Below are 23866 nucleotides of genomic sequence, written 5' to 3' on the forward strand. Positions count from 1 at the left end.
GACAGGCGCAGGGTGGAGGTATGAGCACCGGCAGTCCCGAGACCGGGCCGCCGCCCGCCGTCACCACGGCCTGGGTCGTGGACCATCCCGCGCCGGCCGCCGCCCATCCGCTGCGCCGGGTGCAGCGTGCCCTGCCGCCCGTGGGGCCGACGGGTCTGCTGGTGGAAGTGGTGGCGTGCGGGGTGTGCCGAACCGACCTGCACCTCGCGGAGGGCGACCTGGCGCCACGGGTGCCGCAGTGCACGCCCGGACACGAGATCGTGGGCCGGGTACGGGCGGCCGGACCCGCGGCCGAGGGCTTCGCGCCGGGGGACCGGGTCGGTGCCGCCTGGCTGGCGGGCACCTGCGGGGTGTGCCGGTACTGTCGCTCGGGCCGCGAGAACCTGTGCCCGGAATCCCGCTACACCGGCTGGGACATCCACGGTGGCTATGCCGGTCACACGGTGGTCGACGCCCGCTTTGCCTACCACCTGCCGGTGGGGCCGACGGACGCGGAGCTGGCGCCACTGCTGTGCGCCGGCATCATCGGCTACCGCGCCCTGGAACGTGCCGAGTTGCCACCCGGGGGCAGGCTCGGCATCTACGGCTTCGGCGCCTCCGCACATCTGACCGCGCAGCTGGCCATCGCCAGAGGGGCCACCGTCCATGTCCTGACCCGGGCTCCGGCCGCCCGTGAACTGGCCCTGGAACTCGGCGCCGCTTCGGCCGGCGATGCCTATGACGTCCCTCCCGAGCCGCTGGATGCGGCGATCCTCTTCGCACCGGTGGGCGACCTGGTGCCGGTCGCACTGGCGGCACTGGACCGTGGCGGCACGCTGTCGGTGGCCGGTATCCACCTCACCGACATTCCATCGCTGTCGTATGCGCAACACCTCTTCCAGGAACGGAACCTGCGCAGCGTGACCTCCAACACCCGTGCCGACGGCCGCAGTTACCTCGCCGAGGTGTCCCGCTGCCGCCCCGTCGTCCACCTGCGCCGCTACCCGATGGACCGGGCGGATCGCGCCTTGGCCGATCTGGCGGCCGATCGCGTCACGGGCGTGGCGGTGCTGACCGTCTGAGGCCGGCCGGCCGTATGCCGGCCCGGCCGCTCCGGATGTGCCGACGGCATCCTGGCGCAGGCCCACGCGCCAAGGTTTGCCGGACCCGCGTCGCGGCTACACAGCAGGCGCCATGATCTGGCGGAATCTTCCTCATAGCACCAGCGCTTCGGAGGGCGCATGTCGCAGTTGGACGAGCAACGGCAACGCGAGCCGCTGGATGCCTCCGAAAATCCCCGGGTCCGTATGGGCCGCAAGCTCAGGGACTATCTGACCACCACCGATCACAAAACGATCGGCAATATGTATCTGGTCACCTCCTTCGGGTATTTCCTGGCCGGCGGCGTCATGGCCATGTTGATGCGCGCCGAGCTGGCCCGCCCGGGGCTGCAGTTCTTCAGCACCACGCAGTACAACCAGCTCTTCACCCTGCACGGCACCATCATGCTGCTGCTCTTCGCCACCCCGACGTTCACCGGACTGGCCAATGCCATCATGCCGCTGCAGATCGGTGCCCCCGATGTCGCCTTTCCCCGGCTGAACGCGCTGACGTACTGGCTGTTTCTGCTGGGGGGACTGATTGTGCTGTCCGGACTGGTGGTGCCCGGCGGCGCGGCCGCCTTTGGATGGTTCGCCTATGCCCCGTTGAACGGGTCGGTCTATTCACCCGGTGCCGGTGGCGATCTATGGGCGATGGGGCTGGTGCTGGCGGGCCTGAGCACCACCCTGGGAGCGGTGAACTTCATCGCCACCATCCTGTGCCTGCGCGCGCCCGGAATGACGATGTTCCGCATGCCCATCTTCACCTGGAACGTCCTGTTCACCTCGATCCTGGCGCTGCTGGCGTTCCCGGTGCTCACCGCGGCCCTATTGGTGCTGGAGGCCGGCCGGAAATTCGGGTCAAGGGTCTTTGACGCGGCCAATGGGGGAGCGCTGCTCTGGCAGCATCTGTTCTGGTTCTTCGGCCACCCCGAGGTCTATATCGTCGCCCTGCCGTTCTTCGGCATCGTCTCCGAGATCATCCCGGTGTTCAGCCGCAAACCGGTGTTCGGCTATGCGGGGATGGTGGGGGCCACCATCGCCATCACCATGCTCTCGGCCACCGTGTGGGCCCATCACATGTTCGCCACCGGCGCCGTCATGCTGCCCTTCTTCTCGTTTATGTCGTTCCTGATCGCGGTGCCGACCGGAATCAAGTTCTTCAACTGGATCGGGACGATGTGGAAGGGGAGCCTCTCGTTTGAGACGCCCATGGTCTGGGCGGTGGGTTTCCTGGTCACCTTCCTGCTCGGCGGCCTCAGTGGCGTCGTCATCGCATCGCCGCCGCTGGACTTCCACCTCACCGACTCCTACTTCATCGTGGCGCATCTGCACTATGTGCTGTTCGGCACCATCGTCTTCGCCATGTTCGGCGGCTTCTATTTCTGGTGGCCCAAAATGACCGGGAAGATGCTGAACGAGCGGCTGGGAAAGATCCATTTCTGGACCCTTTTCGTGGGATTCCAGGCCACGTTCCTGGTCCAGCACTGGCTCGGCGAGATGGGCATGCCCCGCCGGTATGCCGACTACCTGGCGGCGGACGGATTCACCACGCTCAACACCGTCTCGTCCATCGGCTCCTTCCTGCTCGGCCTGTCCACCCTGCCCTTTCTCTACAACGTCTGGAAGACGGCCGTGTCCGGCCGGAAGGTCGAGGTGAACGACCCCTGGGGGTTCGGGCGGTCGCTGGAGTGGGCGACTTCCTGCCCGCCGCCCCGGCACAACTTCCTGGCGCTGCCCCGTATCCGCTCCGACTCGCCCGCCTTCGACCTCAACCACCCGGAGGTTCCGTCCTTGCCGGGGAAGCGCGGCGGCACACAGCCGACACCGGACACCGTGGAAGGACAGGGCGCATGAAGCTTGAGGCCATTCTTTTCGCGGGGGTGGCCGGGTTCTTCCTGATCACCGATGTGTCGTATATCTGGGTCGCCCGGGAGCCGGCCGGAGGGGCGGCGCTCACCGTCTCCTTTGTGATGTCCTCGGTCATCGCGTTCTTCTGCGCGGTGAACTACCGGCGCAAGGGCCGCAGACCGGAGGATGTGGGGGATGCCGAAATCCGGGAGCGCGCCGGGCTGCTGGGCTTCTTCCCGCCGCACAGCGGCTACCCGCCGGTGACCGCGGCCGGCGCCGCGCTGATGAGCCTGGGCATCGTCTATGGGCTGTGGCTGTTCATCATCGGCTGCGGCATCATGCTGGCCGGGGTCTTCGGCATGGTCTTCCAGTTCCCCGATGTGGAGACCTGACCGCCGGGCGGCTAGGGCCTGTTCCGGGTTGAGATCTAGATTTTCGGATTTCGGCCCCGCGTCGTCCTCCCCGCCGGTAGACGGCTGGTGTGGCGCGGTCTGAAGTGACGGATGACGAGTGGACGTTAATCGTGCCGTTCCTGCCAATAGGCGAGTTCGGCCCGTACCCGAAGCGGCTGCGGGAGCAGTTCGAAGGGGTGGTGTGGCGGTTCCGCACCGGCAGTCCGTGGCGGGACATGCCCACCGATCACGGTGTCTGGACGACGGTTTACCACCGGTTCCTGCAGTGGCGTGACCTGGGCGTCTTCGAAGCCCTGATGAACGGCGTGATCGCCGAGGCAGCCGCGCGCGGACAGGTCGATCTCAGCCTGGTCAGCGTGGACTCCACCGTGGCCCGGGCCCACCACGACGCCGTCGGCATGGTCGTGGACGCCGAGGTCCTCACCGCGCTGGAGAAGGCGGCCGAGGAGGAGAAGGGGCGTACACGCAAGGGAGGAAAAGGGCAGGCCGGGACGGGCGTCGAAGCCGCCGGCCCGGCACGCGAAGAGCGCCGGCGGGTGCGCCGACGGCGACGGATCCGGCTGAAGGTGGCCCTGCTGGGCCGGTCGCGCGGCGGCCTGACCGGCAAGCTCCACCTCGCCGCCGATCGGCGCTGCCGTCCGCTGTCCTTCGTCCTCACTTCCGGCCAGGCCGCCGACAGCCTCCAGTTCACCACCGTCCTGGCCGGTATCAAGGTCCGCGGCCCGGTCGGCCGACCCCGGACCCGCCCGGACGCCGTCGCCGGCGACAAGGCGTACTCCTCTCGCGCCAACCGCACCCACCTGCGGAAACGTAACATCAAGGCGGTCATCCCGGAGAAGAAGGACCAGGCCTCGAACCGCAAGAAGAAGGGCTCACACGGCGGACGTCCCGTCAGCCACGACGCCGATCTGTACAAGGAGCGCAACAGCGTCGAACGCTGCATCAACAAGATCAAGGACTGGCGGGGCCTCGCCACCCGCTACGACAAGACCTCCGCCAGCTATCTCGCCGGACTCCACCTGCGTGGTTCCCTCATCTGGATCCGCAGTCTCCAGCCCCCGGGTGATCTCAAGCTAACTCAAGATCGGGCCCAACACCGGTCCACAGGCTCCCGGTTGCACTCGTCAAGGTGGCTGCTCGATCAGCGGGGGATGGTGTTATGATCCCAGTGAGCCCCGTATGGGCCTACGCATGGAGGTAGCGGCTACTCAGCCATTGCAGAGATCGGCGCGTTCCGTCTCTCGCAGCTCGTCAATCCCTGTCCTGGGATTGCTGCGCCCATCTTCACTGCGTAGGCATGCGGGGTATTTCTGTGCCGATTTCCGGTGGCATGGCCCTCCTTCGCGATCAATCGACGCGGAAAGGCACTGCATGAGCAAGGAACTGGCCGAGACCTGGGAAGCACAGGCCGAGACCTGGGCGGGCTTCGACGTCAACGAGTTCCAGCGTCAGGTCATCGCCGAGTTTCGGGCGAACAACGGGAAGATGAGCGGCATGTTCGAGGGCTGGACATTGGCCGTGCTGACGACCGTCGGAGCCAAGAGCGGCCTGCGCCGGGAGAGCATCCTGGGGTATCTCGAATTCGACGGAAAAGGGATCGTCGTCGCGTCCTCAAATGGCGCTGACAAGCACCCCGCGTGGTACCACAACATCCGCAAGAACCCGATCGTGACGGTCGAGACGGGTAGCGACACCTATCAGGCGATCGCCGGCATCCCGCCGGCCCAGGAGCGTGACAAGCTCTTCGACCGCGTGATCGCCGAGGCGCCGGGGTACGCCGACCACCAGGCCAAGACGACCCGGGAGATCCCGGTCGTCGTACTGCACCGGATCGGCCCCAAGCCCGGCGAGGAGCGGCTCAAGGGCATGGGCGACTGGATCGTTGAGGTGCACGACTGGCTACGCAAGGAGCTTGAGACGCTCCGCGCCCAGGCGGACCAGGTGATCGAGGGTGGCGCGGACACGATCGAGCGGACGCCGCCGGATCTCGCCCAGCAGATGCGTACCCACTGCCTCAACTTCTGCGGGGCGCTGAAGAAGCATCACGGCGGCGAGGGCATGGCCATGTTCCCGATGCTGGCCAAGCAGTTCCCCGCACTCGCTCCGGCGCTGGCGCAGCTCGGCGAGGAGCACAAGGTCGTGGCGCGGCTGCAGGACGACATCCAGCAGCTCGTCGACAGCTTCGTACCCGGTGAAACCGACCCCGTGCAGCTGCGCGCCGACCTGGAGCGGCTGGCGAACCAGCTGGAGTCCCACTTCAGGCACGAGGAGGAGACGATCGTGACGGCGCTCAACGCCACGACCCTGGCTCCCAACTTCGGCTGATCATCCACCAGCCCCCCGGGCCGATCCCTCCCTCGGCCCGGGGGTGTCCGCTGCGCGCCGGGCCCGGCAGGAGCATGCCGCGACCCGGAAAACCCGGTTCCGGTCGCCATCGATAGCAGGCGTTGACTTGTGCTCATGCGGGGGTTGCCCAACTGCGAAGAGGGGGCAGAAAACCGAAAATCTAGATCTCAACCCGGAACAGGCCCTAGTCCCGCTCGGCATCCGGCAGTGGGGCGATCGTCCTGCCGGTGATCTGCAGGCGCTGCTCGGGCGTCGTCGGCATCTCCACCCGGTCGCGGTAGAACCAGTTGCTCAACGCCGCCCGGAGCCGGTGCCGCCTGGGTGCCCGCTTCCCCGGGTCCGGCAGGGGCAGCGGGATGTCCCGCACCAGCAACCGGTAGCGCTGCCGGGCGCCGAGCGGCTGACTGCCCTCGCTGAAGGCACCGTAGGGGTTCTGGCTGATCAGACCGGTCTCCTCGCCCTCCGCCAGCAGCCGGCGGTCATGAGCCTGGAGCGCCAGACAGGCCCGTTTGGTGACCAGGAAGGCGACCACCGGGCCGATGACCAGGGAGATCCGGTAGATCCAGGTCAGGCTCTCCACGGAGACCCGGAAGATAAACGCCGCCACATCGTTGCCGGCCGCCGCCAGCAGCACCGCGTAGAAGACGACCGCGGCAACCCCCAGCGCGGTGCGGGTGGGCCGGTCGCGCGGCCGGTCACACAGGTGATGCTCCATCAGGTCGCCGGTGACCCACTTCTCCAGTGAGGGATACAGGTAGAGCACCAGAAACAGCAGGGCCGGCAGCACGACCGCCGGGAGGAAGACGTTCCACATCAGGGTGTGCCCGGCCACCGTGTTCTGCCAGGCGGGCATCAGCCGCAGGGCACCCTCCAGGAAGCCCACATACCAGTCGGGCTGGGCACCGGTGGACGCCTGGTCGGCACGGTAGGGGCCAAAGTTCCACACCGGGTTGATCTGGGCGAGGGCGCCGAGCACCGTGGTCACACCCGATACCGCCAGGCACAGGCCGGTCGACCGGATGGCGAACTGGGGGACCATGGGCAGTCCCACCACGTTCCGGTTGGTCCTGCCCTGATCGGACCACTGGGTGTGCTTGAGGTAGACGACCATCACCAGATGGGCGCCGATCAGTGCCAGCAACAGCCCGGGTACGAAGAGGACATGGATGATGTACAGGCGGGCGATGATGAGATGGCCGGGGAAGGAAGCTCCCCACAGCAGAAAACTCAGATAGGTGCCCACCACCGGAATGGACATCACAATGGTGTTCGCGGTGCGCAGCCCGGTGCCCGACAGCAGGTCGTCCGGCAGGGAGTAGCCGCAGAACCCCTCCAGCAGGGCGAGCATGAACAGCGTCACCCCGATCATCCAGTTCAGCTCGCGCGGGCGGCGGAACGCTCCGGTGAAGAAGATGCGCAGCAGATGCACCCCGGCCGCGGCGACGAAGATCAGCGCCGCCCAGTGGTGCATCTGACGGATCAGCAGTCCGCCGCGGACATCGAAGCTGATGTGGAGCGTCGAGGAATAGGCCTCGGTGACCAGCAGCCCGCGCAGCGGAGCGTAGCGGCCCTGGTAGACGCCCTCGGTCATGGCGGGGGTGAAGAAGAACGTCAGGAAGCTGCCGGTGAGCACCAGCAGCAGGAAGCTGTAGAGGGCGATCTCGCCCAGCAGGAACGACCAGTGGTCCGGGAATGCCTTCCTCAGCAGTTGGCGCGCCAGCTCGGAAACCGGGGCCCGTCTGTCCAGTGCGAGATATCCGGTATGGACAGCCTGCCGGGCACCGGACCTGATCCGGGCCTTCCGCCTGCGCAACAGCATGCAGCCTGCTTCCTTTCCCGCGGCCCCGCTAGCTGCTACCCGGGCGCTGCCGGACCTACCGTCCGGCTGCTCCGGACGGCCTAAGTACCCGTCAGAGCCGCGATGGGCAGTGGTGCGAAGGGGCAGGAGGGCCCTTACGGGACGCAGGACGCACCGGAGGAATCACACGTGCCACCCAAGGCCGACATCATCGGAGAGCTCACCGCCGACCATCGCGTGGCCCAGCGGCTGTTCGACCGCATCCGCTCGGCGCCGCCGGGCAGTGCCCAACGAGGGGAGCTGGTGGAGCGGGTGACGATGGAGCTGGTGGGCCACACGGCGGTCGAGAAGGAGTATCTGTACCCGGCCGTGCGCGACCACCTCCCGGACGGGGCGCGCTGGGTGGAGCGGGAGCTGGCCGGTCATGACCGGGTGGAGCGGATCCTGCGCGATCTGGAGCACCTGGAGCCGGGCGACGAGGAGTTCGCCCGGCTGCTTCCCCTGCTGGTGGCCCAGGTGACCGCCCATCTGCTGGAGCAGGAGCAGCGGCTGTTCCCCCGGCTGGGTGCCCGCTGCCCCGCACCGGTCCTGGCGGAGCTGGGGGAGAAGGTCCGCCGGAGCCGGCGGACGGCCCCCACCCGCCCCCGCCCCGATATTCCCGATCTCGCGCCGGTCACCAAGGCGGTGTCGCCGGGCCTCGGCCTGCTGGACCGGATCCGGGACCGGCTGACCGGACGCGCCCGGCGTCCGGCGGACCGATGACGGTGCCGCCGGCTACCGGGGATAACGGGAACCGGCGCGCACCCCCGCCATCCGCCAGAGGCGGATCTCCCGGACCAGCCCCGGGAACTCCTTGATCAGGAGGGCCAGCGCGGCCGCTCCGGCCACTACGGCCTGGATGATCAACAATCGCTTGGCCATGGGTATGTGCTCCTTATCGCTCGGCCACCGCTCAACCCGGCGGGAGCTTGGGCATGCTCTTCGAGAGGGCGTCATGCTTCTTCCAGTGGATGCCGGTGGAACGCCGGGCGTCCGCGGTGCCGTCCTCGTGGTGGCCGGACTGGCGCTCATAGGGGCCTTTGTTGCCCTCGCGCATGCCCCGTACATGTGTGGGAGTGTCCGGTTTGGCGTCCGGTTTGCCGGTTCTGATGCGCCCCATGACGCTCTCCTTTCCGTTCGGCGCCGACCGGCGGCGCCGGTCAGCGGCCCAGGGCGGGCCCTTCGGCGAGTTCGGCGAAGAAGTGGTCCACGGCGGGCCACACCCGGCTGCCACCGGAGAGCCCGGTCCACTCCCGGCGGACCAGGGCCACCAGCCGGAAGCAGTCGTCGATGGGCACGATCCAGTGGTGGCGATGGCCCCAGGCGGTGTCCACCAGAAGGGCCTCCACCTCGGCGGTGAGGGTGTCCAGGGGCGGGTGCCGGTCCACGGTGGCCTGCCAGGCGGCCGGGTCGACCTGCCACCGGGTGGCCCCGGCAGGGCTCGGGTAGTGGGCCATGACCCCGCCGTCCGTCCGGGGCACAAAGAAGGCCAGGCCGACCGGTACGCCCAGCTCGCGGGTCGGCACCGGCTCCAGCCGCAGCCGCCGACGGGGGATCAGCAGGCAGGTGTCCCGCCCGGCGCCGTCCTGGGTGAAGAGCAGGGCGCACGCCTGGCAAGCGCACAGCACCTCCTCGCGCGCGGTGGCGTACAGATGCCGGTGCCCGGCCTCCGTCGGGGCATCACACAGGTCACAGCGCTCACTGGCGCCGCGCCGTTCACGGGCGCCATGCCGGACGAGGCGGGCCAGGGCACCGCCGGTCATCCCGGGCCTCCGGTGGCGGCCGCCGGCCGGGCCAGCGCGCTCAGCGGTACAAAGGCGGGCGGTCCGGGGGCGTCCGGCAGCCGTCGCACTTCGGACAGCTCCGGGGCGATGGCCAGCACGGCCTCGCGTACCGCCTGCTCCAGGGCGGCCGAGGTGGAGCGGCACCCCTTGACGGTCAGCCGCACCGTGGCCACCCCCTCGGCGACACCGGCCAGTTCGACCTCCCCGCCCTGCTCCCGGACGGCCGGGCGCAGACCGTCCAGGGCTCGGGCGACCCGCCGTTCGACACCATCCGGATGGAGATCGTGCAGGACCAGCAGATGGCCGACCAGCTCGTCCTCGGCCAGCCGCCCGCCCAGCTCCGGGCCGGCCGTGTCCAGCACTCGGGCCAGTGCCTCGCCATAGACCTCGGTGAGCGTGCCAATGGCGTCCAGCGCGGCCCGGGCCATGGGACCGGGCGCTTCCTCGACGCGTTCCAGCAGGTCATCGACCCGGGCCAGGCGCCGGCCGATGGCCTGGTCGTCAAGGCGGGCGGAGCCCGGGCGGGAGGGGTCAGCCATGAGCCGTCGCTCCATAGACCGGCGAGTGGACCTTCTGCAGGACCTTGCCCTTGCCGAGGTACATATGCACCCCGCACGGCAGACAGGGGTCGAAGCTGCGCACGGTACGCATGATGTCCACGCCCTTGAAGTCTTCCGGCCCGTTCTCCTCGAAGATGGGCTGGCCCTGCACCGCGTCCTCGTACGGGCCCGGGGTGCCGTAGCTGTCGCGCGGGCTGGCGTTCCACGGGGTCGGCGGATAAGGGTGGTAGTTGGCGATCTTCCGGTCCTTGATCACCAGGTGGTGGGACAGCACACCGCGCACCGCCTCATGGAAGCCGCAGCCGATGGCCTCCTCGGGCACCTCGAAGTCGGTGAACACCTTGGTGTCGCCGGCCCGGACCATGGACATCGCCTGTTCCAGGAAGGTGAAGGCCATCGCCGCGGAGTAGGCGACGAAGTAGGCGCGGGCCCGGTCACGTTCGATGGTGTTGCTCCACCGGGGGATCTTCCACTCCAGGGTGGTCTCCGGCAGCTTCTCGCTCTTGGGCAGGGAGATCCGCACGCTGTGCCCGGTGGCTTTGACATAGGAGGTGTCGACCAGGCCGTTGAGCGCGGTGGACCACAGCCGGGCCAGCGGGCCCCCGCCGGTGTCCAGGGCGAGGTGGTCACCGCTGGCACGGTCGAACCAGCGGGGGCTCATCACCCAGCTGTAGTTGCCGTCGAAGTCGCGTTTCTGCGGGGCCGGCAGCGTGGTCTGGTTCCATGGGTGGCGGATGTCGACCGGATTGCCCAGTGGGTCATGGGTGACAAAAGGCTCCTCGTCCCGCCAGTCCTCGTAGAAGGAACTGCCCAGCAGGACCCGCAGACCCAGGTTGATCTCCACCAGGTCGTTGGTGACCAGCTTGCCGTCCACGATGACTCCGGGGGTGACAAACATGGACCGGCCCCAGTCGCCCATCGTCTGGTAACGGTAGTCGCACACGTTGTAGTCCTGCCAGGCACCCCAGCAGCCGAGCATGACCCGGCGCCGGCCCACCTCCTCATAGCCGGGCAGCGCCTCGTAGAAGAAGTCGAAGACATCGTCGTTCATGACCACCGACTGCTTGACGAAGTCCAGGATCCGCAGCAGCCGTGACTGGTAGTCGGTGAAGGTGGTGGGCTCCGGCATGGTGCCCACACCGCCGGGATACAGCGTCGAGGGGTGGACGTGCCGGCCCTCCATGGTGCAGAACATCTCCCGGGTGACCCGGCTGATGCGCAGCGCCTGCTTGTAGACCTCGCCCTCGAAAGGGTTGAACGCCCGCATGATGTCGGCGATCGTCCGGTAGCCATGGATATGACCGTTGGGGGCCGGGGTGCGCTCCGCCCTGGCCAGCACGCTGGGGTTGGTGGCCTTGACCATGGCCTCGCAGAAGTCCACGAAGACCAGGTTGTCCTGGAAGATCGTGTGGTCGAACATGTACTCGGCGGCCTCGCCGAGGTTGACGATGCTCTCGGCCAGCGGCGGCGGCTTGATGCCATAGGCCATCTGCTGGGCGTAGCCGGAGCACGTGGTGTGGTTGTCCCCGCAGATGCCGCAGATGCGCGAGGTGATGAAGCCGGCGTCACGCGGATCCTTGCCCTTGAGGAAGACCGAGTACCCGCGGAACAGCGAGGAGGTGCTGTGGCACTCGGTCACCTCCCGGTTGGCGAAGTCGATCTTTGTGTAGATGCCGAGGTTGCCGATGATCCGGGTGATCGGATCCCAGGACATCTCCACAATCTGCGGTGGCTTGCGCTCCATGGAGCGGGATCCGGCCTCGGTTGCCGTCATGGATTCCTGCCTTACTTGATCGCCGTGCGATGGGAACGGGGCCGCCGGGTGCCGCCTGCCCGGCGCCCCGGCCGCCACCGGGGGTCGTAACCGGTGGTCAGGGCAGGCCCGTTGTGATGCCACTTGGGCTCGTAGTTGACCGCCATATTGGTGATGCCGCGCAGCCGCCGGATGACCGCGCCATAGGGCCGGATGAGCGCGGAGGACAGACTGGCCCCGCTGGGCTCGTCCATAAACGGCATAAAGGCGTCCGGGAAGCCCGGCATGGTGCAGCCGATGCAGATGCCCCCGACGTTGGGACAGCCGCCCACTCCGTTCATCCAGCCCCGCTTGGGCACGTCGCAGTTGACCACCGGCCCCCAACAGCCCACCTTCACCTGGCACTTGGGGGAGTTGTAGTCCTTGGCGAAGTCGCCCTGCTCGTAGTAAGCGGCCCGGTCGCAGCCCTCGTGCACCGTCTTCCCGAACAGCCACTGCGGGCGCAGCATATGGTCCAGTGGCGGCGGGGGCGCGCTGCCGGCGGCATGGTGGAGGACCCAGAGGAGCGTCTCCATGAAGTTCTCCGGCTGGATGGGGCAGCCGGGTACGTTCACCACCGGCAGGCCGCCCTGGGAGGTGAAGTCCCAGCCCAGATAGTCCGCCAGCCCCATACAGCCGGTGGGGTTGCCCGCCATGGCGTGGATGCCACCGTAGGCCGCACAGGTGCCGGCCGCCACAACAGCCCATGCCTTGGGCGCCAGTTGGTCGATCCACCAGTTGAGGGTGAGCGGCTGACCGGTCTCCGGGTCGTTGCCGAATGAGGTCCAGTAGCCATCGCCCTCGATGATGTTCTGGTTGGGCACCGAGCCCTCGATGACGAGGATGAAAGGACCGAGTTCACCACGGGCAGCGGCCCGGAAGGGGGCGAGGAACTCCTCGCCGCCCAGGGTGGGGGAGAGGACCTTGTTGTACAGATTGACCTTGGGCAGCCCGGGAATCAGGCCCAGCACAACATCCTCGATGGCGGGCCGGTCGGCGGCGGTCAGCGAGACGCTGTCGCCGTCACAGCTCATTCCCTCGGAGATCCACAGGATGTCGATCTCGTCGAAACCCTGCCGTTGCTCCCCACGATCCGGCTCTTCCCCGGCGAGCGGGGCGGTTGAGGTGTCGGCGCTCATGTCCTGGGCCTCCCTTGGTCATGCTTCAGCAACTCGATGGCGTCCAAGGCATGCCTCCTCATCGGGGACGGCCGGCAGCGGCTCCACCTCATCCGGCCGGAAATAGCGGAACCGGCCGTACCAGCCATGCAGTTCGGCCCCGGGGTCCTGGTCCAGGGTCACTGCGATCTGATGGCCGCCGTCCACGTCCTGGAAGACCGCGACGACTTCGGCCGTCCGGCCGGCGAGGAACATGTCCTGGGCATCCACCCCGCGCCCGCGCGGACACAGCCGCACCCGGCTGCCCCTGGCCACCGCGACACCGCCGACCAGCACACAGTCGGTGGCCGGACGCAGCCCGTCATCGGCGCCCTCCTCCCACCACGGCCCGGCGTGCCTGCCGACTCCGGCCGCCGCCCCGGGAGTCAGTGAGCGGATCGCGCCATGCAGCCGGGACAGCACCTCCGGCGGCATGGTCTCCACCCGGTCCAGGATCTCCGCGGCCCGCCGGTCAGTGCCCCTGGCCTCACGCTTCTCCGCATCCGTCAGCAACAGGGTGCGCAGGGTGAGGATTTCGTCGATCTCGGCCGCGTCATGCAGGTCCCCCGGGCTCTCGGGAGCCACCTGCGGATGGTCGGGCAGGATGACCGGGGCCGACAACACCAGGTCCGTAGCGCCCGGTTGGCCGGCCAGCACCGGAAAGGTGTGCAGATTGCGGCACCGCGCGGTGTGCTCCGCCGCCCAGGCGGGCGGGTCCGTCAGGGACAGGAAGCGCAGCCCGGCTCCCCCGATGAGCGTGTGGGTGGCCAGCAGCGCATGACGCAGCGCCCGCTCCCGGGGATCGTCCGGGCCGGCACCGTCCCCCGTGTTCCGTGTTGTCACCGTCAGCCGGTACAGGCAACGGTCCGCGTCCAGCAGTTCCGCGGACAGCACCGTGGCGGCCTGAACCGGCCACCGCCGCCGCACCAGCCGGCCGGCGGTACCGTAGAGGTCCTCCGCCTCCTCCCCGCCGGCCGGCCGGATGGGCAGGGTGTGCTCGGCACTCAGCAGCGCGGACAGCGGGACGGCGGCATCCGCCTGTCGCGGCACCGCCTCGTCAAAGGTGAGGTGCACCGCCCCGGTCGTCTCCAGCGCCTCGACCGGCACATACCGTCCGTCCTCCGCCTGGCGCTCCACCTGCCGGTGCTGAAGCTGCAGAAAACGCACCCGGACATGCACCAGGGCATCGGGCGAGTCCGCCTGGCAGACGACCTCGGTGCGCTGCTCCCAGGACTCGGTGGCTCCCGCGACCCCGGCGGGTCCCGTGCGGCGGGCCTCGGCCCAGGCGCGCGGCGTCAGCACACCGAACTGCCAGCGCACCCGGTTCTTCCCGGAGGACCCCCGGTACGGGTAGAGCAGATACCCCTCGTACAGCACCGCGTCCGCCACGGCCCGGGCCCGCTCGAAGCCCGGGTCCGCGGCGGACGCGGCCTCGCCGGTCACCGGATGCTTCACCATGCCGGCCTTCCTCGCTTCTTGGGCCCATGCGCCTTGGCCCACGCTCACATGGCGCGCGCTCCACCGCCCGCCGGGTGCGGCGAATGTGTGACGGCCCGGCCGCCGCTCATGACCGGGGTGCCGGTGGGTACCGGGGGGACGACGCTGCCGCCGCTCGCCCCGCCACGCCAGCCGGACCGGACGGCGAGGCTGCCGCCGGGCAGCGATATGAACCGCCGGCCGCCCGGTCCTGCGATATCCGCTGCCGCGGCCGCTGACCGGAGCCCACGGCGGCCGGCTCAGCCCATAACGAAAACCGCGCCGCAGTCATGGACTGCGGCGCGGCTCATCGGAGGGCTTCCGGCGCCCGGCGGGTGTTACGGCGGCGGACCCGCCACCCGCTGGGTCAGCCCTTGTTGAAGATGACGCTGGCGAAACGCGACCCGCTCGGCGCCGACTGTCCGGGCTTCAGGCGCATCGCGGAGCCCTTGCACTTCTTCTCGGTGTAGACGACCAGCGGCTGCTTGGTCGCGTTCTGTGCGCCACGGGCCTCCTGGCCCATGTCGTAGCACTTGTGGTCCGGCGGGTTCTGGATGGAGTACGCCTTGCCCTTGGGGCCTACCCAGACGAACGATCCGTTCGCGGCGACCGCCGCACCCGAGGTGGCGGTGAGAAGGGCGAGCCCGGCGAGAGCGACGAAGAGCGGACGGCAAAGGCGCATCGGCGTATGTCCTTCGTGAGCGGCGACGATGATCAGTACCCGAACCAACGGTTCAGGCCATCCCAAAGAAACGGCTTGACCCGTTGAAGAGCGGTTTGCCCCAGAACGTGCGATGGATCGCTCACACGTTCGCCGTCCCGGCGTCAGCAGATGCGCGGCAGTTGCTCGCCGAGGGGCGGGTCCACCACCCGGGTGCCGCCGAGCCGGGTGCGGGCCACCACCATGCCGGGGTGACCGGCCACGCACTCGCCGATGACGGTGGCCCCGGTGCCCTGGGGATGGGCGCGCATGGCGTCCAGCAGTGCATCGGTGTGTTCGGGCGGCACAAATGCCAGCAGCCGGCCCTCGTTGGCCACATACAGCGGGTCCAGCCCCAGGAAGCCGCAGGCGTTGGCCACCGGCTCGGGCACCGGGACGGCCTGCTCCCACAGGACCACCCCGGTGCCGGAAGCGGTGGCGATCTCATGGAGGGCGGTGGCCACTCCGCCCCGGGTGGGGTCGCGCAGGACGTGCAGCTCGGGGGTGACGGCGAGCATCGCCGCCACCAGGCCGCCCAGTGGTGCGGTGTCACTGGCGATCTCCACGCCGAACTCCAGGCCCTCGCGCACGCTGAGCACCGCCACGCCATGCAGTCCGATGGGCCCGCTGACGATCACCACATCACCGGGCCGGGCTCGCTGCGGGCGGATGTCCACCCCGCGCTGCACCAGTCCGATGCCCGAGCTGGCGATGAACACCCCGTCGCCGTGCCCGGCGTCCACCACCTTGGTGTCACCGGTGACCACACTGACCCCGGCCGCCCGGGCGGCCGCGCCCACCGCCTGGGCGACCCGCTCCACCACGGCCAGCTCGGTGCCCTCTTCCAGGATGAACGCGCAGGACAGGAAGGCGGCCTGGGCACCGCTCATGGCCAGGTCGTTGACCGTGCCGTTGACCGCCAGGTCGCCGATGCAGCCGCCGGGGAAGAACAGGGGCCGCACCACATGGGAGTCGGTGGAGAAGGCCAGTCGTGCCCCGCCGAGATCCACGGTGGCGGAGTCGGTGAGCCGGCCCAGGATCTCGTTGCCATAGGCGGGCGCGAAGATGTCCGCCATCAGCTCCGCCGACAGCGCGCCACCGCCGCCATGGCCGAGTACGACCACCGACCGGTCCCGCAGGGGCGCCGGGCAGGACCACTCGGAGGGGTCGGGCAGCAGGGGAGTGAGGGGAGCGGGGGAGTCAGCCAACGGAGGTCGCCTCCTTGCCGGTAACGCCAGTTGCGCCGGTGACGCCGGTGACGGCCGCCGCGCCGGTACCCAGGCGGCGGTAGAGGTAGTACGCGGCACAGGCCCCCTCGCTGGAGACCATGGTCGCCCCCAGCGGAGTACGCGGAGTGCACACGGTGCCGAAGGCGGCGCACTCATGCGGCTTGAGCAGCCCCTGGAGCACCTCGCCGCTGCGGCAGGCGGCCGGCTCCTCGGTCCGTACCCCGCCGACCTCGAAGCGGTGCTCGGCGTCGTACTCCCGGTAGGCGGGGGCCAGCCGCCAGCCGCTGCCGGGGATGGTGCCGATGCCCCGCCAGGCGCGGTCGGTCACCTCGAAGACCTCGGCGAGCATCCGCAGCGCGGCGGGATTGCCCTCCTCGCGCACCGCGCGCGGATAGGCGTTCTCCACCCGGTGCTCGCCGCGCTCCAGTTGCCGCACCGCGCGCCGTACCCCCTCCAGAATGTCCAGCGGCTCAAAGCCGGTGACCACCATGGGCACGCCGAACCGCTCGGCGAGCCGGGGGTACTCCGCCGTGCCCATCACGCTGCACACATGCCCCGCCGCCAGGAAGCCCTGGACCCGGCAGCGCGGCGAGCTCATGATCGCCTCGATGGCGGGCGGCACCCGCACATGGGAGGCCAGCAGGCTGAAGTTGCCGATGCCCAGCCGCCGGGCCTGATGGACGGCCATGGCGTTGGCCGGAGCGGTGGTCTCGAAGCCGATGCCGAAGAACACCACCTGCCGGTCCGGGTGCCGGCGGGCGGTCTCCAGCGCGTCCAGCGGTGAGTACACCACCCGCACATCGCCCCCGGCGCTCTTGACCCGGAACAGATCGCCCTCGGTGCCGGGCACCCGCAGCATGTCCCCGAACGAACAGAAGATGACCTCGGGACGGGCGGCGATGGCCAGCGCCTTGTCGATCACCTCCAGCGGGGTGACACAGACCGGACAGCCCGGACCGTGGATCAACTCCACCTGCTCCGGCAACAGTTGGTCGATGCCATGGCGGATGATGGAGTGGGTCTGCCCGCCGCAGACCTCCATCAGCGCCCAGGGCCGGGTGACGGTCGCATGGATCTCGTCCAGCAGCCGCCGGGCGAGGCCGGGATCCTGGAACTCCTCCAGATACTTCATCGGGCCTCCTCGGCCGCACGGCTCCAGGCGTCGCCGAACTCCTCGTCCAGGGCCCCGATGCTCCGGAAGAGCTCCAGGGTCGCCAATGCCGCCTCCTCGTCCAGACGTTGCAGGGCGAACCCCACATGCACAATGGTGTAGTCACCGACCTGAAGGTCCGGCAGATAGGCCAGGCACACGTCCTTGACCACTCCACCGAAGTCGACCTTGGCCATCGGGGTGCCGTCGCGTTCCCCGACGTCCACCACCCTGCCGGGCACTGCCAGGCACATCCGCCTCACTCCTTCCGTCAGGCCCGCCCGGACCGTGCCGCGACCAGGCACTGGCCCAGCGCCAGCCCGCCGTCGCCACAGGGGACGGCCCGGTGCCGGACCACTGTGAACCCCCGTTCCACCAGCCCCCGGTGGCATTCCTCCTCCAGTACCGCGTTGACGAACACCCCGCCGGTCAGGGCGACCGTGCCCACCCCGGTGCGCTCCCGGGCGGCCGTGCACACCGTCACCACCAGGGCCGCCACGGCCAGATGGAAACGGGCCGCGATCACCTCCACCGGGGTCCGCCGGCGCAGGTCCGCCACGATCGCCCGCAGCACCGGCGCCGGGCCGGCCGTCAGCGGCCCGTCCCCGGCCGCCGGGGACACCTCGAAGGCGTACGGGCTTCCGCAGCCGCTCCCCGCCATCACCGCGCGGGCCTCCAGGCCCGCGGCCGCCTCGGCCTCATGGCCCGCCCGGTGGCAGACCCCCACCAGCGAGGACACCGCGTCAAAGAGGCGGCCCATGCTGGAGGTCGGCACACAGGCCACCCCACGCTCCAACTGCCGTGCCAGCAGCCGCCGTTCCTCCTCCGCGCAGGCGTCCACACAGGGCAGCCCGGACTCCCAGGGCAGGCCGGCGGACCGCAGATGGGACAGCGCCATCCGGCAGGGATTGCGGACCGCGGCGTCGCCGCCCGGCAGCGGGACATAGGCCAGATGCGCCAGGCGGCGGTAGCCGGTGTAGCCGGCGAGCATCAGCTCGCCGCCCCACACGGCACCGTCCTCGCCATAGCCGGTGCCGTCGAAGGCCACCCCGATGACCGGGGTGGTGCCGTCCAGGCCGGCGTCGGCCATCGCGGAGGCGATATGCGCATGGTGGTGCTGCACCAGGCGCAGCGCACGGCCCGCGGCATGGTCACGCGCCCAGGCCGACGAGCGGTAGCGCGGATGCCGGTCGGCCGCCAGCAGTTCCGGATGGACCCCGGTCAGGGCGGTGAGGTGGTCCAGGGCCCGCTCGAACGCGGTGAGCGTGGCCAGCTCGCCCAGGTCGCCGATGTGCTGGGACAGCCAGGCGGAGCGTCCCTCGGCCAGACAGAAGACATTCTTCAGATCGCCGCCCACCGCCAGCACCGGCGGCACCTCGAACGGCAGGGCCACCGGCTCCGGCGTATAGCCACGCGACCGGCGCACCGGCAGACAGCTGCCGTCGGCCCGTACCCGAACCACCGAGTCATCGCAGGGCACCCGGATGGGCCGGTCATGCCCGAGCCGGGCGTCGGCCAGCCCGGCCAGCCGCAGCGCGGCCACCTCATCGTCGGTCACGATCGGCTCACCGGAGCGGTTGCCGCTGGTCATCACCAGCGCCCGCGGCCCCGGCGGGTCGCCGGGCAGCCCGAACAGCAGCCGGTGCACCGGACTGTAGGGCAGCATCACCCCCACCCCGGGACTGTCCGGGCAGACGGCCCCGGCCAGGCGGACGGCGGGGGAGAACCCGGGCGCGCGGGCCAGCAGCACCACCGGCGCCCGCGGCCCGCTCAGCAGCCGGGCCTCGGACTCGCTCACCGGGGCCAGGGCGCGCGCCGTCGCCAGGTCGGCGACCATCACCGCGAACGGCCTGCCGCCACGCTCCTTGGCCGCCCGCAGCCGGCCCACCGCCGCCTCGTCCTCCGCGTCACAGGCCAGGTGATAGCCGCCGACGCCCTTCACCGCCAGCACCCCGCCGCCGGCCAGCAGCTCCCGGGCCGCCGCCAGGGCGTCCGCCCCCCGGCACCGGTCGCCGGGCCGCTCCAGCAGCAGCCGCGGCCCGCAGTCCGGGCAGGCCACCGGCTGGGCGTGGAACCGCCGGTCGGCCGGGTCCGCATACTCCCCGGCACACCGCTCGCACAGCGGGAAGCCGGCCATGGTGGTCCGGGGACGGTCATAGGGCAGGCCGGTGACGATGGTGAAACGCGGCCCGCAGTGCGTACAGGTGATGAAGGGATGCCGGAAGCGGCGGTCCCGGGGGTCGCTCAGCTCGGCCAGACAGGCCGGGCACAGGGCGACATCCGGCGGCACCAGGGTGCGCCCCGCGCCGGACGCCGACGGCCGGATGCTGAACCCGCTCGTCCCCAGCGCCCGCAGCCGGTACCGGGCCACCGAGGACACCACGGCCAGCGGAGGCGCCTCCCGGCCGAGCCGCTCCCGGAAGACCTCCACCGACTCCGGCGGGCCCTCCACCTCCACCACCACACCGTCCGGGTGGTTGGCCACATGGCCGGACAGCGCCAGCCCATGGGCCAGTGAGTGGACGAACGGGCGGAAACCCACACCCTGCACCGTGCCGCGCACCACCAGCCGGTGCCGGACGGGCCCCTGGGCGTCCTGAACGGTGGTCACGTGCGGGGCACCGCCAAGCCGTCCGGGTGGTGCGCGGGCCCATGGCCGTCCGCCGGGGCGTCCGCCATCACCGGCCGGTGGCACACGCCCTCCGCCGCCACCGCCAGCACCCGGTCCACCAGCGGCCGCACGCCGTCGCCGGTGCGGGCGGAGGTGCGGACCACCTCCACCCCGGGATTGACCCGGGCGAGGTTCTCCCGGAAGAGGGCCTCGTCGAAGCCGACCGCCTCCGCGATATCGGCCTTGGTCAGCACCACCAGATGTGCCAGCCCGAAGGCAGCCGGGTACTTCAGCGGCTTGTCCTCGCCCTCGGTCACCGACATCAGGGTCACCCGCAGGGTCTCGCCCAGGTCATAGGAGGCCGGGCAGACCAGATTGCCGACATTCTCCACATACAGCACCCGGGTGGCCTCGGGCAGCCAGCCCTCCAGATGCGACCGGAGCTGGGCCGCGTCCAGGTGGCACAGTCCACCGGTGAGCACCTGCCGCACCGGAACACCGGAACGGGCCAGCCGCCGGGCGTCGTTCTCGGTGGCCAGATCGGCGGTGAGCGCCGCCACCGGCACCCCACGGCCGGCACTCACCGACAACACCCGCTCCAGCAGAGCCGTCTTACCGCTCCCCGGACTGGACAGCAGACTGACCAGCACCGTGCCCCGGCCGGCCAGCTCCTCGCGCAGGGCACCCGCCAGGGTGTCGTTCTTCGCCAGGACCGCCTGGCGCACATCCACCACACGGCACATCACACGCTCGCCTCCTCCAGCTCAATGGCGGTGATCTCCAACTCCCGCCCACACAGCAGGCGTTCGGACGGCTGGTCACAGCGGGGGCACCACAGGAAGGGCGGCACGCCCACCGCGAAGTCGGCCGCGCAGGGCTCACAGCGGGCACGTGCCGGAACCTCCTCGACGACCAGCCGGGCGTCCGCCAGCGCGGTGCCCTGCCGGGCCACCTCGAAGGAGAACGACAGAGCGTCCGGCACCACCCCGGCCAGCTCGCCCACCCGCACCCGCACCGCTTCCACCCGGTCCGCGCCATGCCGCCGGGCCAGCTCCCCGGCCCGTTCCACGATCACGGTCGCGATCGACAGCTCATGCATCCGGCTTCCGCTCCGTCATCGCGCATATCACCCGACGATCCCTCCTGAGGGGTCCACGGTGCCCAGCGCCGCCGCCGCGCGGCGGCCGCGGCACGGCCGGTGCTGCCATGCGGCCCCAGGTATTCGCCCGGCCAGCGCAATCCAGGGCGTCCGGGCCGGGGCGAAGGGACGGCCCCGGCCACCGGTCGGCGAGGATCGGCCGGGGGGTCCGTACTCGGTCACGCATCCGGAAAGGCCGGTTCCCATGCGGATTCTGCTTATCGCCAGCGCGTTCAACAGCCTCACCCAGCGGGTCTTCGCCGAGCTCGGCGACCAGGGCCACACCGTGCGGACGGCCGTGGCCGACGGCGCGGACGCGGTACGCGCCGCGGTCCTGCGGCACCGGCCCGAGCTGGTGCTGGCGCCCATGCTCAGGACGGTGATCCCCGAGGACGTGTGGTCCAGACACACCTGCCTGGTCGTCCACCCCGGACCGCCCGGCGACCGGGGCCCCTCCGCCCTGGACTGGGCCCTCCAGGAGGGCGCCGCACACTGGGGAGTGACGGTCCTCCAGGCGGAGGCGGACATGGACGCCGGGCCGGTGTGGGCCGAGGCCGGCTTCACCATGCCGGCCGGCGTCGGCAAGAGCGACCTGTACCGCGGCGAGGTGGCGGACGCCGCCCTGCACGCGGTGCATCTGGCGGTGGAACGCTTCGGCTCCGGCGGCTTCACCCCCCGGCCCCAGGACGGACTCGCGGTACGCACCCGCCCGCCGATGCGGCAGAGCGCACGCCGCATCGACTGGGACAGCCAGCCGACCGATGCCGTGCTGCGCGCCCTGCGGGCCGCCGACTCCTGGCCGGGCGTACGCGATGAACTGGCCGGAACCGAGTGGTATCTGCACGGTGGCCACCCCGAGGACCGGCTGCGCGGCCGGCCCGGCACGGTGCTGGCCACCCGGGCCGGGGCGATCTGCCGGGCCACCGCCGACGGCGCGGTGTGGATCCCCGAACTGCGCCGGTGCCGGACGGCGCACGGCGAGGCGGGCATCAGACTGCCCGCCACGGTGGCGCTGGGCGAACTGCCGCCGGACGTACCGGAGATGGCCGCACCACTGGAACTGTCCGGCCACCGGCGGACCTTCAGCGACATCCGCTACGAGGAGCGGGGCGAGGTCGGCTTGCTGCGCTTCCGCTTCCCCGGCGGCGCCATGAGCACCAGGCACTGCCGACGGCTGCTGAGCGCCTACCGGGCCGCCTGCCGGCGCCCCACCTCGGTACTGGTGCTCGGCGGGGAGCGGGACTTCTTCTCCAACGGCATCCACCTCAATGTCATCGAGGCGGCGCCCGATCCGGCCGCCGAGTCCTGGGACAACATCAATGCCATGGACGACCTGGTGGAAGCGATCCTCACCACCACCGACCGGCTGGTGGTGGCCGCCCTGGCCGGCAACGCGGCGGCGGGCGGGGTGATGCTGGCGCTGGCCGCCGACGAGGTGTGGTGCAGGGCCGGTTCGGTGCTCAACCCGCACTACCGGCTGATGGGGCTGTACGGCTCCGAATACTGGACCTACACCCTGCCCCGGCGTGTGGGCGGCGAACAAGCGGCACGGCTGACCGGGGAAGCCCTGCCCGTCAGCGCCCAACGGGCCCTGGAATGCGGCCTGGTGGACCGAGTGCTGCCCACCACCGTGGAGCGCTTCGCCCCCGCGGTGGCCGAACTGGCCCTGGATCTGACCCGGGACACGGACGTAGCGGTGCGCATCGCCGCCAAGAAGGCCGTCCGTGAACGCGATGAGGCGCTCAAGCCGCTCGCCGCCCACCGCGCCGGGGAACTGCGCGCCATGCGCGAGACCTTCGACGACCCGGCGGCCCCCTATCACGCCCTGCGCTCGGCGTTCGTCCGCAAACGCCCGGCGCCGGCCGGTATGGCGGGACGCGCATGACCGCCGGAGGATCCGCCGGCCGGGTGCTGGTCGCCGGAGTGGGCAATATCTTCCTGGCCGATGACGCCTTCGGCCCGGAACTGGTCACCGCGCTGCGCGACCGTCCGCTGCCCCCGGCCGTGGACCTCGCCGACTTCGGCATCCGCGGCATGGACCTGGCCTACCGGCTGCTGGCCGGCTATGAGACGGCGATTCTGCTGGACGCCGTCCCGCGCGGGGGGCGCCCCGGCACCTTGTATGTACTCGAAGTGGACGCGCCCGCCGCCGATGCGCCGCCTCCGGCGCCGGAGGCCCATGGCATGGACCCGGTCAAAGTGCTCGCCTGGGCCGGCGAGTTGGCCCGGGCCGAAGGCCTCACCCTGCCCCGGGTACTGGTCCTCGGCTGCGAACCGCTGGTGCGGCTGCGCGGCGACGAGCCGGAGATTCCCACCGGCCTCAGCGCGCCGGTGCGCGCGGCGGTGGGGGAGGCGGTGCGGTTGCTGGAGTCACTGCTGGCGGAGGCGCTGGGGCGCCCCGTAAGCGGCGCGAGGAACCGCGCGACCAGCCACCGATGGCCGGTTGGCTGACCTGCTCGGACACGAAGTCCTGCCCGCCTGACCGGAGTTGCACACCCCTGCACTTGCCTCGCTCGGGCGCAACGCCGACGGCTGGAGACGGATGCCCGGCCACCGGCGTCGCGCCCGGGGATCAGTCCGTCCGGCCCAGTGCCAGCGCGGCCCGCTTGACGGCCGAGGCCACGGCCTGGGTCGCCGCCGCGTTGAAGACGCTGGGGATGATGTAGTTCGCGTTGAGTTCGTCCTCGGCGACGACATCGGCGAGGGCGCCGGCGGCGGCCAGCATCATCTCGGTGTTCACGGT

At 70.5% G+C, this 23866-nt stretch carries 22 protein-coding genes and 1 pseudogene; 8 read left to right on the forward strand and 15 right to left on the reverse strand.

Annotation, left to right across the window (positions count from 1 at the left end):
- The first annotated feature begins 20 nt into the window (after positions 1-20).
- The 5 genes and pseudogenes from ACIHFE_RS21340 to ACIHFE_RS21360 all read left to right on the forward strand — a co-directional run bounded on the left by ACIHFE_RS21340 (position 21) and on the right by ACIHFE_RS21360 (position 5668).
- Positions 21-1061 (forward strand): zinc-binding alcohol dehydrogenase family protein, encoded by a 1041-nt coding sequence (locus tag ACIHFE_RS21340; RefSeq protein ID WP_400108756.1) that lies wholly within the window; start codon positions 21-23, stop codon positions 1059-1061.
- A gap of 159 nt (positions 1062-1220) precedes the next feature.
- Complete coding sequence (gene ctaD, locus ACIHFE_RS21345; protein WP_400108757.1) at positions 1221-2936, forward strand: cytochrome c oxidase subunit I; 1716 nt, start codon at positions 1221-1223, stop codon at positions 2934-2936.
- Positions 2933-3322 (forward strand): cytochrome c oxidase subunit 4, encoded by a 390-nt coding sequence (locus ACIHFE_RS21350; RefSeq protein WP_400108758.1) that lies wholly within the window; start codon positions 2933-2935, stop codon positions 3320-3322. The genes ctaD and ACIHFE_RS21350 overlap by 4 nt, the downstream gene beginning before the upstream one ends.
- Positions 3323-3411: 89 nt before the next feature.
- Positions 3412-4395 (forward strand): annotated as a pseudogene (locus ACIHFE_RS21355) (IS5 family transposase); the annotation flags it as partial.
- A gap of 319 nt (positions 4396-4714) precedes the next feature.
- On the forward strand, positions 4715-5668 hold the full coding sequence (locus tag ACIHFE_RS21360) for a nitroreductase/quinone reductase family protein (protein ID WP_400108759.1): 954 nt from the start codon (positions 4715-4717) through the stop codon (positions 5666-5668).
- A gap of 205 nt (positions 5669-5873) precedes the next feature.
- On the opposite strand, the gene ACIHFE_RS21365 is transcribed toward ACIHFE_RS21360, so the two are convergent.
- Positions 5874-7508, reverse strand: a complete 1635-nt coding sequence (locus tag ACIHFE_RS21365; RefSeq protein WP_400108760.1) for a cytochrome bc complex cytochrome b subunit — start codon at positions 7506-7508, stop codon at positions 5874-5876.
- A gap of 168 nt (positions 7509-7676) precedes the next feature.
- On the opposite strand from ACIHFE_RS21365, the gene ACIHFE_RS21370 reads away from it, so the two are divergent.
- Positions 7677-8249: a hemerythrin domain-containing protein gene (locus tag ACIHFE_RS21370; protein WP_400108761.1), complete on the forward strand. Its 573-nt coding sequence runs from the start codon at positions 7677-7679 to the stop codon at positions 8247-8249.
- A 12-nt stretch (positions 8250-8261) separates the two neighbouring features.
- Here the strand turns inward: ACIHFE_RS21370 and ACIHFE_RS21375 are convergent, their stop codons facing one another.
- From ACIHFE_RS21375 to hypA, 14 genes are all read right to left on the reverse strand, one after another.
- The gene (locus ACIHFE_RS21375; RefSeq protein WP_400108762.1) at positions 8262-8408 is read right to left on the reverse strand and encodes a hypothetical protein; all 147 of its coding nucleotides are present in this window, start codon (positions 8406-8408) and stop codon (positions 8262-8264) included.
- A 31-nt stretch (positions 8409-8439) separates the two neighbouring features.
- On the reverse strand, positions 8440-8646 hold the full coding sequence (locus ACIHFE_RS21380) for a hypothetical protein (RefSeq protein ID WP_400108763.1): 207 nt from the start codon (positions 8644-8646) through the stop codon (positions 8440-8442).
- Between the two features lie 40 nt (positions 8647-8686).
- Positions 8687-9289 (reverse strand): DUF5947 family protein, encoded by a 603-nt coding sequence (locus tag ACIHFE_RS21385; protein ID WP_400108764.1) that lies wholly within the window; start codon positions 9287-9289, stop codon positions 8687-8689.
- Positions 9286-9849 (reverse strand): NifU family protein, encoded by a 564-nt coding sequence (locus ACIHFE_RS21390; RefSeq protein ID WP_400108765.1) that lies wholly within the window; start codon positions 9847-9849, stop codon positions 9286-9288. Before ACIHFE_RS21390 ends, ACIHFE_RS21385 begins: the two co-directional genes overlap by 4 nt.
- Entirely contained in the window at positions 9842-11644 is a 1803-nt protein-coding gene (locus tag ACIHFE_RS21395) for a nickel-dependent hydrogenase large subunit (RefSeq protein ID WP_400108766.1), read from the reverse strand. Before ACIHFE_RS21395 ends, ACIHFE_RS21390 begins: the two co-directional genes overlap by 8 nt.
- An 11-nt stretch (positions 11645-11655) precedes the next feature.
- Positions 11656-12801 (reverse strand): hydrogenase expression protein HypE, encoded by a 1146-nt coding sequence (locus ACIHFE_RS21400; protein WP_400108767.1) that lies wholly within the window; start codon positions 12799-12801, stop codon positions 11656-11658.
- Between the two features lie 18 nt (positions 12802-12819).
- Positions 12820-14277, reverse strand: a complete 1458-nt coding sequence (locus tag ACIHFE_RS21405; RefSeq protein WP_400108768.1) for a hypothetical protein — start codon at positions 14275-14277, stop codon at positions 12820-12822.
- A gap of 385 nt (positions 14278-14662) precedes the next feature.
- Positions 14663-14977: a hypothetical protein gene (locus tag ACIHFE_RS21410; RefSeq protein WP_400108769.1), complete on the reverse strand. Its 315-nt coding sequence runs from the start codon at positions 14975-14977 to the stop codon at positions 14663-14665.
- 143 nt (positions 14978-15120) lie between these two features.
- Positions 15121-16203: a hydrogenase expression/formation protein HypE gene (hypE, locus tag ACIHFE_RS21415; protein WP_400108770.1), complete on the reverse strand. Its 1083-nt coding sequence runs from the start codon at positions 16201-16203 to the stop codon at positions 15121-15123.
- Positions 16196-17356 carry a hydrogenase formation protein HypD gene (gene hypD / locus ACIHFE_RS21420; protein WP_400108771.1) on the reverse strand — a complete coding sequence of 387 codons (1161 nt, stop codon included), beginning with the start codon at positions 17354-17356 and terminating at the stop codon, positions 16196-16198. Before hypD ends, hypE begins: the two co-directional genes overlap by 8 nt.
- Entirely contained in the window at positions 17353-17628 is a 276-nt protein-coding gene (locus ACIHFE_RS21425) for a HypC/HybG/HupF family hydrogenase formation chaperone (protein ID WP_400108772.1), read from the reverse strand. Before ACIHFE_RS21425 ends, hypD begins: the two co-directional genes overlap by 4 nt.
- A 17-nt stretch (positions 17629-17645) precedes the next feature.
- Positions 17646-19985, reverse strand: a complete 2340-nt coding sequence (hypF, locus tag ACIHFE_RS21430; protein ID WP_400108773.1) for a carbamoyltransferase HypF — start codon at positions 19983-19985, stop codon at positions 17646-17648.
- Entirely contained in the window at positions 19982-20728 is a 747-nt protein-coding gene (gene hypB, locus ACIHFE_RS21435) for a hydrogenase nickel incorporation protein HypB (protein WP_400108774.1), read from the reverse strand. The genes hypF and hypB overlap by 4 nt, the downstream gene beginning before the upstream one ends.
- Complete coding sequence (gene hypA / locus ACIHFE_RS21440; protein ID WP_400108775.1) at positions 20728-21084, reverse strand: hydrogenase maturation nickel metallochaperone HypA; 357 nt, start codon at positions 21082-21084, stop codon at positions 20728-20730. Before hypA ends, hypB begins: the two co-directional genes overlap by 1 nt.
- A 244-nt stretch (positions 21085-21328) precedes the next feature.
- Here hypA and ACIHFE_RS21445 point away from each other — a divergent pair, with 244 nt between their 5' ends.
- Both ACIHFE_RS21445 and ACIHFE_RS21450 read left to right on the forward strand, forming a co-directional pair.
- Positions 21329-23008: an enoyl-CoA hydratase-related protein gene (locus ACIHFE_RS21445; protein ID WP_400108776.1), complete on the forward strand. Its 1680-nt coding sequence runs from the start codon at positions 21329-21331 to the stop codon at positions 23006-23008.
- Positions 23005-23574: a hydrogenase maturation protease gene (locus tag ACIHFE_RS21450; protein ID WP_400108777.1), complete on the forward strand. Its 570-nt coding sequence runs from the start codon at positions 23005-23007 to the stop codon at positions 23572-23574. The genes ACIHFE_RS21445 and ACIHFE_RS21450 overlap by 4 nt, the downstream gene beginning before the upstream one ends.
- Positions 23575-23866 lie beyond the last annotated feature (292 nt).

The organism is Streptomyces sp. NPDC052396, from assembly GCF_044593195.1.
In the GTDB taxonomy this organism is placed as follows: domain Bacteria; phylum Actinomycetota; class Actinomycetes; order Streptomycetales; family Streptomycetaceae; genus Streptomyces.

What these genes read in the sequence shown, in the direction of transcription:
- ACIHFE_RS21340 (WP_400108756.1), top strand. Translation starts at nt 21, where the DNA reads ATGAGCACCGGCAGTCCCGAGACCGGGCCGCCGCCCGCCGTCACCACG.
- ctaD (WP_400108757.1), top strand. Translation starts at nt 1,221, where the DNA reads ATGTCGCAGTTGGACGAGCAACGGCAACGCGAGCCGCTGGATGCCTCC.
- ACIHFE_RS21350 (WP_400108758.1), top strand. Translation starts at nt 2,933, where the DNA reads ATGAAGCTTGAGGCCATTCTTTTCGCGGGGGTGGCCGGGTTCTTCCTG.
- ACIHFE_RS21360 (WP_400108759.1), top strand. Translation starts at nt 4,715, where the DNA reads ATGAGCAAGGAACTGGCCGAGACCTGGGAAGCACAGGCCGAGACCTGG.
- ACIHFE_RS21365 (WP_400108760.1), bottom strand. Translation starts at nt 7,508, where the DNA reads ATGCTGTTGCGCAGGCGGAAGGCCCGGATCAGGTCCGGTGCCCGGCAG.
- ACIHFE_RS21375 (WP_400108762.1), bottom strand. Translation starts at nt 8,408, where the DNA reads ATGGCCAAGCGATTGTTGATCATCCAGGCCGTAGTGGCCGGAGCGGCC.
- ACIHFE_RS21380 (WP_400108763.1), bottom strand. Translation starts at nt 8,646, where the DNA reads ATGGGGCGCATCAGAACCGGCAAACCGGACGCCAAACCGGACACTCCC.
- ACIHFE_RS21385 (WP_400108764.1), bottom strand. Translation starts at nt 9,289, where the DNA reads ATGACCGGCGGTGCCCTGGCCCGCCTCGTCCGGCATGGCGCCCGTGAA.
- ACIHFE_RS21390 (WP_400108765.1), bottom strand. Translation starts at nt 9,849, where the DNA reads ATGGCTGACCCCTCCCGCCCGGGCTCCGCCCGCCTTGACGACCAGGCC.
- ACIHFE_RS21395 (WP_400108766.1), bottom strand. Translation starts at nt 11,644, where the DNA reads ATGACGGCAACCGAGGCCGGATCCCGCTCCATGGAGCGCAAGCCACCG.
- ACIHFE_RS21400 (WP_400108767.1), bottom strand. Translation starts at nt 12,801, where the DNA reads ATGAGCGCCGACACCTCAACCGCCCCGCTCGCCGGGGAAGAGCCGGAT.
- ACIHFE_RS21405 (WP_400108768.1), bottom strand. Translation starts at nt 14,277, where the DNA reads ATGGTGAAGCATCCGGTGACCGGCGAGGCCGCGTCCGCCGCGGACCCG.
- ACIHFE_RS21410 (WP_400108769.1), bottom strand. Translation starts at nt 14,977, where the DNA reads ATGCGCCTTTGCCGTCCGCTCTTCGTCGCTCTCGCCGGGCTCGCCCTT.
- hypD (WP_400108771.1), bottom strand. Translation starts at nt 17,356, where the DNA reads ATGAAGTATCTGGAGGAGTTCCAGGATCCCGGCCTCGCCCGGCGGCTG.
- ACIHFE_RS21425 (WP_400108772.1), bottom strand. Translation starts at nt 17,628, where the DNA reads ATGTGCCTGGCAGTGCCCGGCAGGGTGGTGGACGTCGGGGAACGCGAC.
- hypB (WP_400108774.1), bottom strand. Translation starts at nt 20,728, where the DNA reads ATGTGCCGTGTGGTGGATGTGCGCCAGGCGGTCCTGGCGAAGAACGAC.
- hypA (WP_400108775.1), bottom strand. Translation starts at nt 21,084, where the DNA reads ATGCATGAGCTGTCGATCGCGACCGTGATCGTGGAACGGGCCGGGGAG.
- ACIHFE_RS21445 (WP_400108776.1), top strand. Translation starts at nt 21,329, where the DNA reads ATGCGGATTCTGCTTATCGCCAGCGCGTTCAACAGCCTCACCCAGCGG.
- ACIHFE_RS21450 (WP_400108777.1), top strand. Translation starts at nt 23,005, where the DNA reads ATGACCGCCGGAGGATCCGCCGGCCGGGTGCTGGTCGCCGGAGTGGGC.